This is a genomic window from Micromonospora olivasterospora, from assembly GCF_007830265.1.
Classification (GTDB): domain Bacteria; phylum Actinomycetota; class Actinomycetes; order Mycobacteriales; family Micromonosporaceae; genus Micromonospora; species Micromonospora olivasterospora.
Map to the genome: position 1 here is coordinate 3396712 of NZ_VLKE01000001.1, position 14427 is coordinate 3411138.

At 71.6% G+C, this 14427-nt stretch carries 14 protein-coding genes, 1 pseudogene and 1 riboswitch; of the genes and pseudogenes, 5 read left to right on the forward strand and 10 right to left on the reverse strand.

Annotated features, from left to right (window positions below):
* Positions 1-132: 132 nt before the first annotated feature.
* The 7 genes from thiC to thiE form a co-directional block, all read right to left on the reverse strand.
* A complete protein-coding gene (gene thiC / locus JD77_RS15425; protein WP_145775023.1) occupies positions 133-1725 on the reverse strand; it encodes a phosphomethylpyrimidine synthase ThiC in 1593 nt (530 codons plus the stop codon).
* A 17-nt stretch (positions 1726-1742) separates the two neighbouring features.
* A complete protein-coding gene (thiD, locus tag JD77_RS15430) occupies positions 1743-2531 on the reverse strand; it encodes a bifunctional hydroxymethylpyrimidine kinase/phosphomethylpyrimidine kinase (protein ID WP_145775024.1) in 789 nt (262 codons plus the stop codon).
* The gene (locus JD77_RS15435) at positions 2528-3259 is read right to left on the reverse strand and encodes a thiamine phosphate synthase (RefSeq protein ID WP_246140685.1); all 732 of its coding nucleotides are present in this window, start codon (positions 3257-3259) and stop codon (positions 2528-2530) included. The genes thiD and JD77_RS15435 overlap by 4 nt, the downstream gene beginning before the upstream one ends.
* Before the next feature lie 110 nt (positions 3260-3369).
* Positions 3370-4149 carry a thiazole synthase gene (locus JD77_RS15440; protein ID WP_145775025.1) on the reverse strand — a complete coding sequence of 260 codons (780 nt, stop codon included), beginning with the start codon at positions 4147-4149 and terminating at the stop codon, positions 3370-3372.
* Positions 4146-4346 carry a sulfur carrier protein ThiS gene (thiS, locus tag JD77_RS15445; RefSeq protein WP_145775026.1) on the reverse strand — a complete coding sequence of 67 codons (201 nt, stop codon included), beginning with the start codon at positions 4344-4346 and terminating at the stop codon, positions 4146-4148. Before thiS ends, JD77_RS15440 begins: the two co-directional genes overlap by 4 nt.
* Positions 4337-5476 carry a glycine oxidase ThiO gene (gene thiO, locus JD77_RS15450; protein WP_145775027.1) on the reverse strand — a complete coding sequence of 380 codons (1140 nt, stop codon included), beginning with the start codon at positions 5474-5476 and terminating at the stop codon, positions 4337-4339. The genes thiS and thiO overlap by 10 nt, the downstream gene beginning before the upstream one ends.
* Entirely contained in the window at positions 5470-6096 is a 627-nt protein-coding gene (thiE, locus tag JD77_RS15455) for a thiamine phosphate synthase (protein WP_145775028.1), read from the reverse strand. Before thiE ends, thiO begins: the two co-directional genes overlap by 7 nt.
* Positions 6091-6201, reverse strand: a riboswitch (TPP riboswitch). It overlaps the preceding gene by 6 nt.
* A 243-nt stretch (positions 6202-6444) precedes the next feature.
* Between thiE and JD77_RS35495 the strand changes: the two are divergent.
* Both JD77_RS35495 and JD77_RS35500 read left to right on the forward strand, forming a co-directional pair.
* Positions 6445-6567, forward strand: a pseudogene (locus JD77_RS35495) (IS6 family transposase); the annotation flags it as partial.
* Between the two features lie 164 nt (positions 6568-6731).
* A complete protein-coding gene (locus JD77_RS35500; protein WP_387227532.1) occupies positions 6732-7091 on the forward strand; it encodes a hypothetical protein in 360 nt (119 codons plus the stop codon).
* A gap of 229 nt (positions 7092-7320) precedes the next feature.
* On the opposite strand, the gene JD77_RS15480 is transcribed toward JD77_RS35500, so the two are convergent.
* Positions 7321-8550 carry an amidohydrolase gene (locus tag JD77_RS15480; RefSeq protein WP_145775029.1) on the reverse strand — a complete coding sequence of 410 codons (1230 nt, stop codon included), beginning with the start codon at positions 8548-8550 and terminating at the stop codon, positions 7321-7323.
* The gene (locus JD77_RS15485; protein ID WP_211372577.1) at positions 8547-9971 is read right to left on the reverse strand and encodes an MFS transporter; all 1425 of its coding nucleotides are present in this window, start codon (positions 9969-9971) and stop codon (positions 8547-8549) included. The genes JD77_RS15480 and JD77_RS15485 overlap by 4 nt, the downstream gene beginning before the upstream one ends.
* 122 nt (positions 9972-10093) lie before the next feature.
* Between JD77_RS15485 and JD77_RS15490 the strand changes: the two genes are divergently transcribed.
* The 3 genes from JD77_RS15490 to JD77_RS15500 all read left to right on the forward strand — a co-directional run bounded on the left by JD77_RS15490 (position 10094) and on the right by JD77_RS15500 (position 13847).
* Entirely contained in the window at positions 10094-11131 is a 1038-nt protein-coding gene (locus JD77_RS15490) for an Lrp/AsnC family transcriptional regulator (RefSeq protein ID WP_145775031.1), read from the forward strand.
* 69 nt (positions 11132-11200) lie between these two features.
* On the forward strand, positions 11201-12604 hold the full coding sequence (locus tag JD77_RS15495) for an L-serine ammonia-lyase (protein ID WP_145775032.1): 1404 nt from the start codon (positions 11201-11203) through the stop codon (positions 12602-12604).
* Between the two features lie 31 nt (positions 12605-12635).
* Complete coding sequence (locus JD77_RS15500; RefSeq protein WP_145775033.1) at positions 12636-13847, forward strand: metal-dependent hydrolase family protein; 1212 nt, start codon at positions 12636-12638, stop codon at positions 13845-13847.
* A 40-nt stretch (positions 13848-13887) separates the two neighbouring features.
* Here JD77_RS15500 and JD77_RS15505 read toward each other — a convergent pair whose 3' ends face one another.
* Entirely contained in the window at positions 13888-14328 is a 441-nt protein-coding gene (locus JD77_RS15505; protein ID WP_170286454.1) for an alpha/beta fold hydrolase, read from the reverse strand.
* Positions 14329-14427 lie beyond the last annotated feature (99 nt).

Consider the following 14427-nt stretch of genomic DNA (forward strand, 5'->3'; position numbering starts at 1 on the left):
ACTCGCTCGCATCCCCGGCGCCCACTGGTGTCGGGCTCGCCCGAGCGGCTCGAGGATCTGGAATGCCGCCACCACCGGGACTGACTTCCGGAGGCGGGCCGGCGGTGCGACCGGCCCGCCCCCGGAGGGCGCTCAGGCCAGCGGCAGGTAGACCCGGGCCCCGGCGGAGACGAACTCCTCGGACTTGTCCTTCATCCCCCGCGCGGCGTAGTCCTTCAGCTCCTGGGTGATCTTCATCGAGCAGAACTTCGGCCCGCACATCGAGCAGAAGTGCGCGGTCTTCGCCGGCTCCGCCGGCAGCGTCGCGTCGTGGTAGGACCGCGCGGTCTCCGGGTCCAGCGAGAGGTTGAACTGGTCCTCCCAGCGGAACTCGAAGCGCGCCGTGGAGAGCGCGTCGTCCCACGCCTGGGCCCCGGGGTGCCCCTTGGCCAGGTCCGCCGCGTGCGCCGCGATCTTGTACGCGATCACGCCCGCCTTGACGTCGTCCCGGTCGGGGAGCCCGAGGTGCTCCTTCGGGGTGACGTAGCAGAGCATCGCGGTGCCGAACATGCCGATCATCGCGGCGCCGATCGCCGAGGTGATGTGGTCGTACGCCGGAGCGATGTCCGTGGTCAGCGGGCCCAGCGTGTAGAAGGGCGCCTGGTGGCACCACTCCTGCTGGCGGTCCACGTTCTCCTTGATCTTGTGCATCGGCACGTGACCCGGTCCCTCGATCATCACCTGGACGTCGTACTCCCAGGCCACCTCGGTCAGCTCGCCGAGCGTCCTCAGCTCGGCGAACTGCGCCTCGTCGTTGGCGTCCGCGATGGAGCCCGGCCGCAGCCCGTCGCCGAGCGAGAACGTCACGTCGTAGCGGGCCAGGATCTCGCACAGCTCCCGGAAGTTGGTGTAGAGGAAGTTCTCCTCGTGGTGCGCCAGGCACCAGGCCGCCATGATCGAACCACCCCGGGAGACGATCCCGGTCACCCGGTCCACCGCCAGCGGCACGTACGGCAGCAGCACCCCGGCGTGCACCGTCATGTAGTCGACGCCCTGCTCGGCCTGCTCGATGACGGTCTCCCGGAACACCTCCCAGCTCAGCTTCACCGGGTCACCGCCGACCTTCTCCAGCGCCTGGTAGATCGGCACGGTGCCGATCGGCACCGGGGAGTTCCGCACGATCGCCTCGCGGGTCTCGTGGATCCGCTTGCCCGTGGACAGGTCCATCACGGTGTCCGCACCCCACCGGGTGGCCCAGGTCAGCTTCTCCACCTCCTCGGCGATGGAGGAGGTGACCGCAGAGGTGCCGATGTTGGCGTTCACCTTCACCAGGAACGCCTTGCCGATGATCGCCGGCTCGCACTCCGGGTGGTTGACGTTGAGCGGCAGCACGGCCCGCCCGGCCGCGATCTCGTCCCGGACGAAGTCGGGCGCGACGCCCTCCCGGATCGCCGCGAACTCCATCTCCGGGGTGACCACCCCCGCCCGGGCGTACGCGAGCTGCGTCGGGCGCTTCCCGTCCGCGCCCGCCAGCGGCGTCCCGGCGCCCCGCACCGGAGCGACGTCACCCCGCTCGGCGATCCACTTCCCGCGCAGCGGCGGCAGCCCGACCTCCGGGTCGGAGCCGGGACCGGAGGTGTCGTACAGGCGGACCGGCGGGTTGCCCCCGGTCAGCTCCACCTCGGCGAACGGCACCTGGAGATCCGGCCGCGTCCCCTCCACGTAGACCTTGCGTCGTGCCTGCATGACAGCCTCCCTGATGGTCAACAGGACCAGCCGAAGTGGTCCAGCGGGCCGCGTCCCGCGCCCAACTCCCAGTGCCGCGCGCCGGTCAGCGCGCGGGTCACGTACTCCTTCGCGGCGGCCACCGCGACCGGCACCGGATCGCCGGACGCCAGCCGGACGGCGATCGCCGCCGAGAACGAACAGCCCGTGCCGTGGCTGTGCCGGGTGGTTACCCGGGGCCCCCGTAGCAGCGTGGTCGTGCCGCCGCCGACCAGCACGTCCACCGACTCGCCGTCGGCGTCCAGGTCGCCGCCGGTCACCACCACGTGCGCCGGGCCACCGGCCGCGATGGCCTCGGCCGCCGAGACCATGTCCACGACCGTGGTTACCGGACGTCGGGCGAGGACGCCGGCCTCCGCGCAGTTCGGCGTCGCCACCTCGGCGTACGGGAGCAGCCGCTCGACCGCCTCCACCACGCCGAGCCGGTGCCCACTGGTGGCGACCAGCACCGGGTCGACGACCAGCCGGGGCAGCCGGCCCGCCTGCGCCGCCTCGGCCACCGCGTCGGCGACCGCCGGGGTGGCGAGCATGCCGGTCTTCACCGCGCGTACCGCGAAGTCGCCGAGCACGCTGTCCAACTGGTCGCGGACGGTCTGCGGGGGCAGTGGCAGGACGGCGTCGACGCCCCGGGTGTTCTGCGCGGTGACCGCGGTGATCACGCTGGTGCCGTACGCGCCGAGGGCGGCGAAGACCTTGAGGTCGGCCTGGATGCCGGCTCCTGCGCCGGAGTCGGATCCGGCGATGGTGAGTACTGTTCGCGGCGTCACGCCTTCCCCTCTCTGGTTGCGCTTGATCCCTCCGTGGGCACGGTCGGCCGCAGCCCTGTCGCGGGGACCGCCGTCGTTCGGTGCCGGCTGCGCGGCAGCGAGCCGACCGCCTCGCGGAAGTTCTCGGTCAGCGTGGTGGCTGCCTCGGTGGGGTGCTCGGCTCGCATGAGCGCGCCGAGCACGGCCACCCCGGTGGCGCCTGCCGCGACGCATGCGGTGACGTGGTCGGGGGTGTCGACTCCGCCCAGCGCCAGGACCGGCACCGGGCTGGTCGTGATCAGCTTGGCGAGACCGGTCGGCCGGAGGGGCGGGCCGTAGCCGGGTTTGGTCTTTGTCGGGAAGACCGGGGAGAGGGTGGCGTAGTCCTCTGTGCTGAGTCGGGCGAGTTCCGCCTGGTCGTGGCAGGAGCGGCCGACCAGTCCCGCGCACGGCGGCGGGTACGGGCCGGCCGCCGGCAGGTGCACGGCGTCCCCGCCGAGCGGGTCCGGGCCGGCCACGATCAACGCGCCGGCCACCTCGGCGAGGATCGCCCGCAGATCGGCGGCGAGGGCGAGGCGCTCGGCGCGCGGCAGGTCCTTCTCCCGCAGCACCACCCACCGCACCCCCCCACGGACGGCCCCGGCGACGACGTCGACGAGTGGCCCCCGCGCCACCCGCCGGTCCGTCAGCAGCACCACGCCCGACGGCACGGCGCGGCCCGGGATCCTGGAGGATTCCGGCCCCGCCACGGGCCACCTCCTGCCAAGATCTGGAGCCGAAGCTGCGACACTGCGGCCAACCGACCCCTGGCGGGGAGGATTCGCACCGGGATCCGCCGGAGCGAGGTGCGACGCGCGGCTCACAGGTCCGGCCGTCCCTCGTCCGGGGTGGAGGCGAGGGCGTGGAAGCGGCAGGCGATCCGGCCCGCCCGGTACGCGAGCCGTCCGGCCTCCACGGCGTACCGCATGGCGGTGGCCATCGCCACCGGGTCCGCCGCCCGGGTGACCGCGCTTGCCAGCAGCACCGCGTCGCAGCCCAGCTCCATGGCGAGCGCCGCGTCCGAGGCGGTGCCGATGCCGGCGTCGAGGATCACCGGCACGTCCACGCTCTGCCGGATCAGCCGGATGTGGTGCGGGTTGCTCACCCCCAGCCCGGAGCCGATCGGGGCGCCGGCCGGCATCACCGCCGCACACCCGACGTCGGCCAGCCGCCGGGCCAGCACCGGGTCGTCCGAGGTGTACGGCAGCACGGTGAAGCCGTCCGCGACCAGCTCCTCGGCCGCGCGCAGCAGCTCCACCCCGTCGGGCAGCAGAGTGCGGTCGTCTCCGATCACCTCCAGCTTCACCCAGTCGGTGCCGAACGCCTCCCGGGCCAGGTGGGCCACCTTCACCGCCTCCGACGCGGTGTAGCAGCCCGCGGTGTTCGGCAGCAGCCGTACGCCGCAGCGATCCAGCAGGTCGAGCAGCCCGCCGGCGGTGCCCGGGGCGGTGTTTACCCGGCGCAGCGCCACCGTGACCAGCTCGGTGCCGGAGGCCCGGACGGCCTGCTCCAGCACGTGCAGGTTGGCCGCGCCACCGGTGCCGAGGATGAGCCGGGAGCCGAAGCCGACCCCGCCGAGTTCGAAGGACACGCCGCTCACCCGCCCTGGGCGGCGCTGAGCACCTCGACCCGGTCGCCGTCGCGCAGCACGGTCACCGACCAGCCGCCGCGCGGCACGACCTCACCGTTGACCGCGACCGCGAGGCCGCGCTCCTGGTCGGTGACCGTGCGGACGACCTCCGCGAGGGTCGTCCCGCCGGGCAGGTCACGCCCCGTGCCGTTGACGATCAGTTGCACGTCTCCTCCTCGATGGCGGATGCGTCCGATCCCGGCCCGTGGTGGCCGGCGCGTCGGGTGCCGGCGAACCGGTCGGGGGTGAAGGGGGCGAGCAGCGGGTCCGGCTCGCCGGTGACGATCAGCTCGGTGACCAGGTCGGCGGTGATCGGGGTGAGCACGATGCCGTGCCGGTGGTGTCCGGTGGCGGCGAGCACGCCGGGCCGGCCGGGCAGCGCCCCGATGATCGGCGCGTTGTCCGGCGTACCGGGGCGCAGCCCGGCGGATGCCTCGGCCAGGTGGTACTCGGCCAGCTCGGGGACCAGGTCCACGGCGGCGCGGAGCAGCCGGAGCACCCCGCCGGCGGTCACCTCGGTGTCGGCGCACTCCTCGACGGTCGCTCCGACCACCACCTCGCCGCTGTCCCGGGGCACCAGGTAGACCGACTCGCCGTCGGCGTACCCCCGGACCACGTGCCGGAAGTCCGGCGCGCCGCGACCGGGCGCGCGGAGCCGCAGCACCTGGCCCTTCACCGGACGGACCGGGAGCCCGGTGAGCGCCGCCGCGCCGCAGCCGGCCGCGACCACGGTGACCCGGGCGTCCACCTCGGACAGGTCGCCGACAACACCCGGCCGCCACACCGCGCCGGCCTGCTCGGCGGCGGTCCGCAACGCGGCGACCAGCCGGCGCGGGTCGACCTGGTGGTCGCCGGGGGCGATCGCACCGCCGCGCACGCGCGGGGCCAGCGCCGGTTCGCGGTCCCGCAGCTCCGTCGGGCGCAGCGGCGTGATCGGCAGCCCCAACCCCTGCTGGTACGTCCAGAGTCGACGCGCCTCGGCCAGGTCGTCGGTGGTCAGCCCGACCACCAGGGTGCCGTCGGTGCGGTAGCCGAGATCGGTGCCGGCGGCCTCGGCCAGCTCGGCGGCGAAGCCGGGCCAGCGAGCGGCGGACTCGGTGAGCAGCCCGGTCAGCTGATGCTCCCCGAAGTACGCCTCGGCGACCGGCGCGAGCATCCCGGCCGCCACGTGCGACGCGCCCCTACCAGGGGCAGGATCGTGCACCGTCACGCGCAGTCCCCGGGACGCGCACCGCCACGCGACAGCCAGCCCGACCGGTCCCGCCCCCACGACAGCGACGTCCGGTCGGGTCAGCACGTCAGGGCCTCGATCAGGTCAGCAGTCGTGCGTGCGGGGTCGGGACTGGCGGAAATCGCCCCGACCACCGCCACCCCGTACGCCCCGGCGGCGCGCAACGCCGGCACCGACGCGGCGGTCACCCCGCCGATCGCGATGACCGGCACGTCCACCGCTCCGGCAACCGCGCGTACCCCCGCGGGGCCGATCGGCTCGGGCAGCCCGGCCTTGGTGGTGGTGGCGTGGCAGGGGCCGACGCCCAGGTAGCTCGCCCCGGCGGCGACCGCCTCGGCGGCGGCCACCGGTTCCCGGGCGGTCGCGCCGAGCACGGCGGTGGCGCCGAGCACCTGGCGGGCCGCCCGCACCGGCAGGTCGTCGGCGCCGACGTGGCCACCCGCCGCGTCCACCGCCAGCGCCACGTGCAGCCGGTCGTTGACCAGGCACGTCGCCCCGTACGGCCGGCACAGCGCGACCACCTGGCGGGCCAGCTCGTACGCCTCTCGGTCGGTGGCGTCGTCCTCCACCCGGACCTGGACGACCAGCTCGGCGCGGGCCACCGGCAGGGCGGCCCGCAGCACGCCGAGCGGATCCCGCCCCGGCCGGGTGTCGGTGATCAGATGCAGTCGTCCCAGGGACGGCACGGCAACACTCCTCCCTGCGCCGGCATTACCCGGATCAGGTTCGACGGTCGGGGGCTTCCAGCCCCCCTCTCAGCCCGGTACGCACCGGGCTCCCGTGGGTCACTTGCGGCCTACCATACGACGTTCCACCGGAACCGCCAAGGGTGGGTGACGCTTGTCCCACCCACGATCCCGGGTGGAGGCGGGGACAGCGCGCTTGCCGGAGTAGCGCTTTCCGCAGCCCTGATGGGCGCCGTCGCCGGGCCTGCGGCGGCCTGGGTGAGCGTGGGATCCAAGACGCAGTACCCGTCGGAAGGCGGCACCTGGCAGTACGGATTTTGGGACGTCAAGCTCCGTTCCTACTACACGGTGCTGGCGGTCCGTTGGTATCTGCGGTTCAATCTCTCGTGCCGGAATGTGGAGGAGTTGCTGGTCGAGCGGGATGTCGAGGTGGATCACGTTACGGTCTACCGGCGGGTGCAGCGGTTGCTGGTCGAGGTTCTCGCGCTGCGGCATGAGGTAGCGGTGCTCCGCCGACAGGTTCCCGGCCGGCCGCGGCCGTCCTGGCCGGAGAGAACCCGCGATGGGGACACCGCAGGATCCTCGGCGACGCCACCCGGTTCCCGTCCGCCGCGCACTTCAAGTCCTACCTCGGCCTGGCACCGCGGGCGTCGGAGACCGGCAACACCGATCGCAAGGGCCAGCCCATGTCCAAGGCCGGGTCCCCGGCTGGCCCGGTCCACCCTGATCCGCGCCGCGGACTGGGCCCGCAAACAGGACCCGCAAATGGCGCGGGTCTACCACCAGCAGATGGTCGAACGCGGCGCCGAGCACCTCAAGGCCTGCTGCGTTGTGGCCGCCCGGCTGGCCGAACGGCTCTGGGTGGTGATGCGCCGCCGCATGCCATACGTGATCTGCGACGTCGACGGCATCCCGGTCAGCGCGTTGGCGGCGTAGCGGGATTCCGCCGAAGCGGGCGACCAGTGGTTTCCTGCCCCGGTCCCGGGGGACGGTGACCTGGAAACAGGTCCGTGGCCCGTCGGGGGTGCCGATGACGGTCTTGTACTTGGCAACCAGCTTCGTGACGGTGGACCGAATCCCGTGACGACACCGGGCCGGACCGTGAACGAGAGGTCGTCGACGACGGTCTTCTCACCGTAGCGGCTCGTGAAGTTCTGGCTGACGATCATGTCTTCAATCCTTGAGATCGATCGTCTGCGCGGCGTCGGCCCGTGGTATCGCTTGTCACCGACCGTGGTATCGCTGCCCGCCGACCGTCGTACCCTCCGCGCCGAGCGTCCGCCTCGCACGCACGTGCGCGACGGCGTCGACGACCGTGAGCGCCATGGCGAGCGCGCCGTCGATCCCCGCGCGGTCGGCGGCCGGGCCGATCGCGTCGCTCGTGAACGCCGGCGTGTGCGGTGCCGAGGCGCAACCCTCGATCGCGATGATCGGATGGATCGCGGGCACGGCGTGCGAGACGTTGCCCATGTCGGTCGATCCGCGCGGCGCCCCCGCGTACGGCTGCGGCGAGCGACCGATCACGGCGAGGTTGCGATCCCACGCGCCGGCGAGCACGGGGTTCTGCACGACATCCGCGTAGGTCGGCTCGGCGTCCTCCCAGCTCCACTCGCATCCCGTGGCGACGGCGCCGCCCTCGAAGCACGCGAGGATCCGGCGTCGCGCGGTCTCGACGGCTTCCAGCGTGTCCGCACGCACTTCGACGCGGACGCGCGTTGCCGACGGGATGATGTTCGTCGCTTCGCCGCCCTCGGAGACGAAAGCGTTGGCCCGCGTGCCGTCGGGCAAGTGCTGCCGCAGGAGTCCGAGCGCGACGAGGCCGATCGTCGCGGCGTTCGCGGCGTTCACCCCGTCGGGGCTGGGTGCGCCCGCGTGACCTGGACGGCCTTGGAAGGACACGTCGAACCGCGCGACGGCCTGAGTACGCACGTCGGCGCAGCGCAGGTCGTGCCCCGGGCCGCCGTGCACCATGAGCGAGAAGTCGACGTCGTCCCACGCCCCGGCCTCGAGCATGAGGATCTTCCCGCCGCCGTGCTCTTCGGCCGGAGTGCCGAGGAGCTTCACGCGAAGGCCGATGGCGTCGGCGACGCTCGCGAGCGCGATCGCAGCTCCGGCACCGGCCGCGGCGATGACGTTGTGACCGCACGCGTGTCCGATGCCGGGAAGCGCATCGTACTCGGCGCAGATCGCGACGGTGATGTCGCCCTCGCCGTAGGTCGCATCGACCGCGGTGTCGAGCCCGAAGGCCCCTACGGTCGCCGTGAATCCGGCTGCACGGAGGGTGTCGGCCACGCGCGCGGCGGCGTGATGCTCGGCGAACGCGAGTTCGGGATTGCGGTGGATGTCGGCACTCAAGGCGATGATCGAGTCCTCCCATGCCGCCCGCGAGGCGAGCACGGCATCGCGGATCTCATCGGTCGCGTGGTCGGAAGGTTGCGGTGGTGAGATGGTCATCGGTCCTCGATCGTCTGGGCGGTGGGAAGGTCTGGTGCGGACTGCGGCGCGGCGGCGGGCGCTGTGGCCCGGATCCGCAGCCCGACGACCGCGAGGACGAGAGCTATTGCGAGGCAGATGGCCCACACGGCGAAGAACGACAGCGGGGTCGACTGGGCATCGGTCGTGGCGTCGGCGGTGCTCGCTGTCACGAACAGAGTCATGACGAGCGCGAAGACCGCACCGGCCGCCGCCCCCGCCGCCGTGCGTGCCGTGTTGAACAGTGCCGAGGCGATCCCCACCGAGTCCGCCGGTGCATTGCGCACGACGACGGCCGGAAGGACCGCGAGAAGGACGCCCGCCGAGACCCCGCCGATCGCCATGAAGGTGATGAACAGCGCGCTCACCCCCGCGAAGCAGATCATGAGAGCGAAGCTCGCGGCTGCGACTACTCCCGCGAGCGCGATTGCGCGCGACGCCGAGATCCTGCGTGCGAGGCGATCACCGATGAGCGTGCCGAGGAACGCCGCGAGCGCGTACAGGACGATGATCGCGCCGGCGGCCGCGGGCGCGATTCCGAGTCCGTAACCGTCGCGCGCGGAGTCGCCGAGGAGCCAGAGGAAGCTCGCCGTCTGCCCGCCGTAGGTCTGTGCGCCGAAGAGCACCGATGCGATGATCGGCAGCCCGATGCCACCACGGGTGAGCATCGTCAGGTCGACGAGTGGATCCTGGATCCTGCGCTCGACGAACACCCAGAGCGCCAGCAGCACGGTGCCGCCCAGGATCAGGGCAATCGTGCGCAGGTCGAACCAGCCCCACGTACCGGCGTTCGAGACACCCGTCAGCACGGCGAGGAGACCCGCCGTGAGCAGGATCGCGCCGATCACGTCGACGCGTCCGTGTCTGCGCACCGTCGTCTCGGGGACGAGCAGCACGACGACCGGCACGCACAGCGCGATGAGCACCGCGGGGATCAGCAGGACGATGCCGAGGTCGCCGATCGCGCCGATCAGGAGTCCTGACAGCAGCGAGCCGGCGGCGGCTCCGAGGGTGAGTGCGCCGACGAGGACGCCGATGCTCTTGCTCGCTGACCGCTCGTCTCGCGCGCGGACGATCGCGAACTCCAGCGGGAGGAATGCCGCCAGCGGGGCCTGCAGCGCCCGGCCGAGAAGGAAGACCTCGAAGCTCGGCGCGAACGCGACGACGAAAGAGCCGACGGCCACGAGAGTGGACGCCACGACGAGGAGGCGCTTGTGGCCGAACATGTCGCCGAGCTTGGCGAGGATGGGTACGCACGCGACCGTCATGAGCATGTACATCGCGTTCACCCAGTTCAGCGCGCCGGGGCCGACGTCGAACTGTCGGCCGATGGCAGCGAGCAGCGGCGAGAACCAGCCTTGGAGCGCGCCGCTGCCGAGTTCCATGACGACGAGGAAGCCCACGACGCCGAACGTCGAGCGAGCTCTCGGAAGTCTTCGCTGCATTGGCAGCTCCTCACACGGTGTCTCGGGGAATGCACCATGGTGGCTCGGCGCGGCAGCGCGATGGCCTAAGGTGAAGGTTCATGAACACACGCGAGGTCTCTACGCAGGTTCACAGTCTCGATGAGACCGATCGGCGACTGATCCACGCACTCCAGATCAACCCGCGGGCTCGCTGGGCAGCGATCGCCCCGATCATCGGAGTGGATTCGGTCACGCTCGCCCGCCGCTGGGAGCGACTGACCGACGACGGGCTGGCGTGGGTCGCTGGTCACCCTGGCGCCGAGGCACGCGGACCGTCCGCCATCCTCGAGGTCGGAGCGGAGCCTGGCGCGACCTTACAGATCGCGAGCGCACTCGCTGCCGACCCCGAGGCGTTCACGGTCGATTACACCGCCGGAGGGCGCGATCTCCTCGTGATGGTCGGTGCCGCCGACCTGAACGGCCTGAGCGAGTACATCATGGGCCGGCTGCGTGGGCTCGAGGGTGTGCGCGCCACCCGCACGCACATCCTCTCGTCGCCGTTCACCGACGCGGGCCAGTGGCGTCTGCGGGCGTTGTCGGCAGATGAAGCCACGGCCGTCGAACGCACGGTCGTGTCTTCGATGGCGACGCGCGCCCGCGTCGACGAGCAGTTGGAGCACGAACTGCTGCAGATCCTCGCCCATGACGGACGCGCGACAGTCGCCGCTATCGCGAGGAGTCTGGGGATCGGGCAGCGGCGGATCCGCGAGACTCTCACGACGCTCAGCGCCCGCGGGCGGCTCGTCGTGCGCACGGAGATCGCGCGCGCACACTCGGGCTGGCCCATTCACGCGTGGTACTTCCTGCGGGTGCCGGCTGCCATGGCGGACCGGGTGGGATCGGCCGTCACGCGCCTCCGCGAAGTGCGTCTGGCCGTCTCGACGATCGGCCCCTACAACCTCGCGCTGTCGGTGTGGCTGAAGACCCTCGCCGACGTCCAGCGACTCGAAGTCGCCATCGAGGAGAGCGTCCGGGGCGTGTCCATCGCCGACCGCTCGGTGGTGCTGCGCAGCTTTAAGAAGGAGGGGATGCACGTGAACGCGCAGGGTATGGCAACCGGCGTGATGGTTCCTCTGCCGATATCTTTACTGCACTGATAGAGGCATCCCGACAGTAAATCTGCATCTCGATGCAGCTGGTGATCACGCAACGTATCGTGCCCCTCCATGACGTACGCGCAGCCAGCCATCGGGGTGTTCGATCTGTTCACAGTCGGGATCGGCCCGTCGAGCTCTCACACCGTCGGCCCGATGAAGGCCGCGGCCGAGTTCGTCGGGTTGATCGGCGAGCGAGGCGTCATCGAGCAGGTGGCACAGGTTCGCGTCGAGATCTTCGGCTCCCTCGCCGCGACGGGTGCCGGTCACGGCACGTTCACGGCCGTCCTGTTGGGGCTGGCCGGCGCACGCTCGGACGAGATCACGCCCGACGAGATCCCCGCGCATCTCGACGAGATCACGCGCACGGGCCTGGTCTCCCTCGGCGGGCGACACCCCGTCCCCTGCCGGATGGAGGACTTCGTCCTGCGCCCGCTGACCGTACACCCCCGGCACCCCAACGCCCTCTCGTTCACCGTGGTCGACGCCGCCGGCGACGAGCTCGCGAGCGAGACGTACTTCTCGGTCGGCGGCGGGTTCATCGTGCGCGAAGGCGACGAATCTCCTGCCGACCAGGCCGAGCCGCAGACGCCTCCCCTGCCGTTCCGCTCGGGGGCGGAGCTTCTCGCCGTGTGCGACGAGACCGGCCTCGCGGTGAGCGACGTGATGCGCGAGAACGAGCGCGCCCGACGCTCGGACGACGAGATCAGGGCGGACCTCAAGCACATCTGGGACGTCATGGAAGCATGCGTGCGCTCGTCCATCGGTCGAGCGGGCGTGCTGCCCGGCGGCTTGCAGGTACGCCGCAGGGCGGGCGACTGGGCGGCGCGGCTGGCAGCGGAGGATCCCGACCACGACGGCGAGCACTGGCAACAGCGAGTGAACCTCGTCGCCCTCGCCGTGAACGAGGAGAATGCGAGCGGCGGGCGGGTCGTGACCGCGCCGACGAACGGGGCGGCGGGCATCGTGCCCGCCGTGCTCTACTACGCGCTGCACTACACGCCCGCGGGTCGATCGACGGCCGAGGGCGCTCGCGAAGAGGTCATCCAGCGGTTCCTTCTCACCGCGGCGGCGATCGGCACACTGTACAAGGCCAACGCCTCGATCTCGGGTGCCGAGGTCGGTTGCCAAGGGGAGGTCGGATCGGCGTCGTCGATGGCGGCGGCGGGACTGGCCGAGATCATGGGCGGGACCCCTCGCCAAGTCGAGAACGCCGCCGAGATCGCGATGGAGCACAACCTCGGTCTGACGTGCGATCCGATCGGCGGGCTCGTGCAGATCCCGTGCATCGAACGCAATGCGATCGCAGCCTCGAAGGCTATCAATGCGGCGCGGATGGCCCTGTGGGGCGACGGCGAGCACCGCGTCTCGCTCGACCAGGTGATCACGACGATGCGCGACACAGGCGCAGACATGAGCCACAAGTACAAGGAGACGGCGCTGGGTGGCCTCGCCGTCAACGTGGTCGAGTGCTGACGGGGGCGAGTGTGACGGGCGGAGGGTCGACATGCTGAAGCGCACGGTCTTCGCGGGAGGTACCGTGTTCGACGGAGCCTCGACCTCACGGGTCGACGTCGCCGTGAGCGGTGACCGCATCGTCGACGTCGGAACCGGCCTGGACGGCGATGACGTCGTCGACTGCTCGGAGATGTCGATCGTTCCCGGGCTGTTCGACTGCCATGTGCACGTCATGGTGCGAGACCTCAACATCTCCCGTGCCGAGCAGGAGCCGTTCTCTCTCCAGTACTACGAGGCTCTGCGCAATCTATCGCTCCTCCTCGATCAGGGGATCACCTCGGCGCGCGATGCAGCCGGTGCGGACCTGGGCGTCAAGCGGGCGATCGAGCAGAAGCTCATCGAGGGGCCGCGCCTGCAGATCGCGCTCGTCATGCTGTCCCAAACCGGAGGCCACAGCGATCTGCACCTGCCCTCCGGCGGTAGCCGTTCGATGTCGATGATGATGCCGCACCCCGGGCGGCCGCGCGCGGTGCGCGACGGAGTAGACGACGTGCGCCGCGGTGTGCGAGAGGTGCTGCGCGCGGGGGCCGACACGATCAAGGTCGCAACCACCGGGGGTGTCATGTCGCCGGGGGACGATCCGCGACACGCGCACTTCCGCGACGACGAGCTTGAGGTGATCGCCGCCGAGGCAGCGGCCGCGGGGACCGACTTCTTTGCGCACGCGCAGGGCACCGAGGGGATCAAGGCGGCGCTCCGACACGGGGCGCGCTCGATCGAGCACGGGTATTACCTCGACGACGAGGCGATAGATCTCATGCTGCGCGCGGACGCTTGGCTCGTGCCGACGCTCTCGGCAACCCGCGCGATCGTCGACGCTGCCGACCGCGGCGTGCCGATCCCCGCCGAGAGCCTGGCACTCGCGCGTGAGGCTCTCGAGGCGCACCGGGCGAGTTTCGCTCGAGCGGTAGACGCGGGCGTCAAGATCGCGATGGGCACCGACTCCCCGCCCTACGCCCACCCCTCGGCGAGCAACCTCGACGAGTTGCAGCTCATGACCGAGGCATCGTCGATGACACCGCACGATGCGTGGCGGGCTGCAACCTCGAGTGCTGCCGCGTTGCTCCGGCAGGACGGCCTCGGCGCCATTGCCCCGGGGATGCTCGCCGATCTCGTCGTAGTGGACGGCAGCCTCGACGACCTGCGGGGACTGCGCGACCGCATCCGCCACGTGAGCCTCGGCGGGCAGCGCGTACGGTGACCTGAGGCAGCGCGTGAGAGGTGACGAACGTCGCGCCACGTCACGGCACGGCACGGCACGCGACTGCAGTCACCGGTTGCGACTGTGGTCGCCGCGTGTCCGCCAGGAACGCGGCGATCGCGCTCGCAGCGCGCGCGGGCTGGTCGTTCTCCCACGCGTGACCGGCCCCCGCGAGCACGAGGACATCGGCGTGTGTGATCTCCCCCGCCATCGCCAGCGCATCCTGGATCGGCACCACCGCATCATCGCGTCCGTGCACGACAAGGGTTCTCGCGACGATCGCAGCCAGACGCCCGCAGGTGTCGAAGGCACGCGTCGCCGCGAAGCGACGCATGAGCGCGTCGTTGCGGGCGGGCGCGCTTTGGAGGCCGCCATCCCCCGTGGCGGAGGCGGTTTCGCCCCGATCCCGCTGGTCATACGTGATCACGGTGAAAGCGGACACGAGGTGCGGCCGCAGTTCGGCGAAGAGCTCCTGCCCCACCTGCGGCCCGTGAACGAGGACGAGGGGAGGCCCGGCGCCCTCGACGCGGAATGATGTCACTCCGTCGTCGGTGGAGACACACGACGCTTCGCCTCCCGT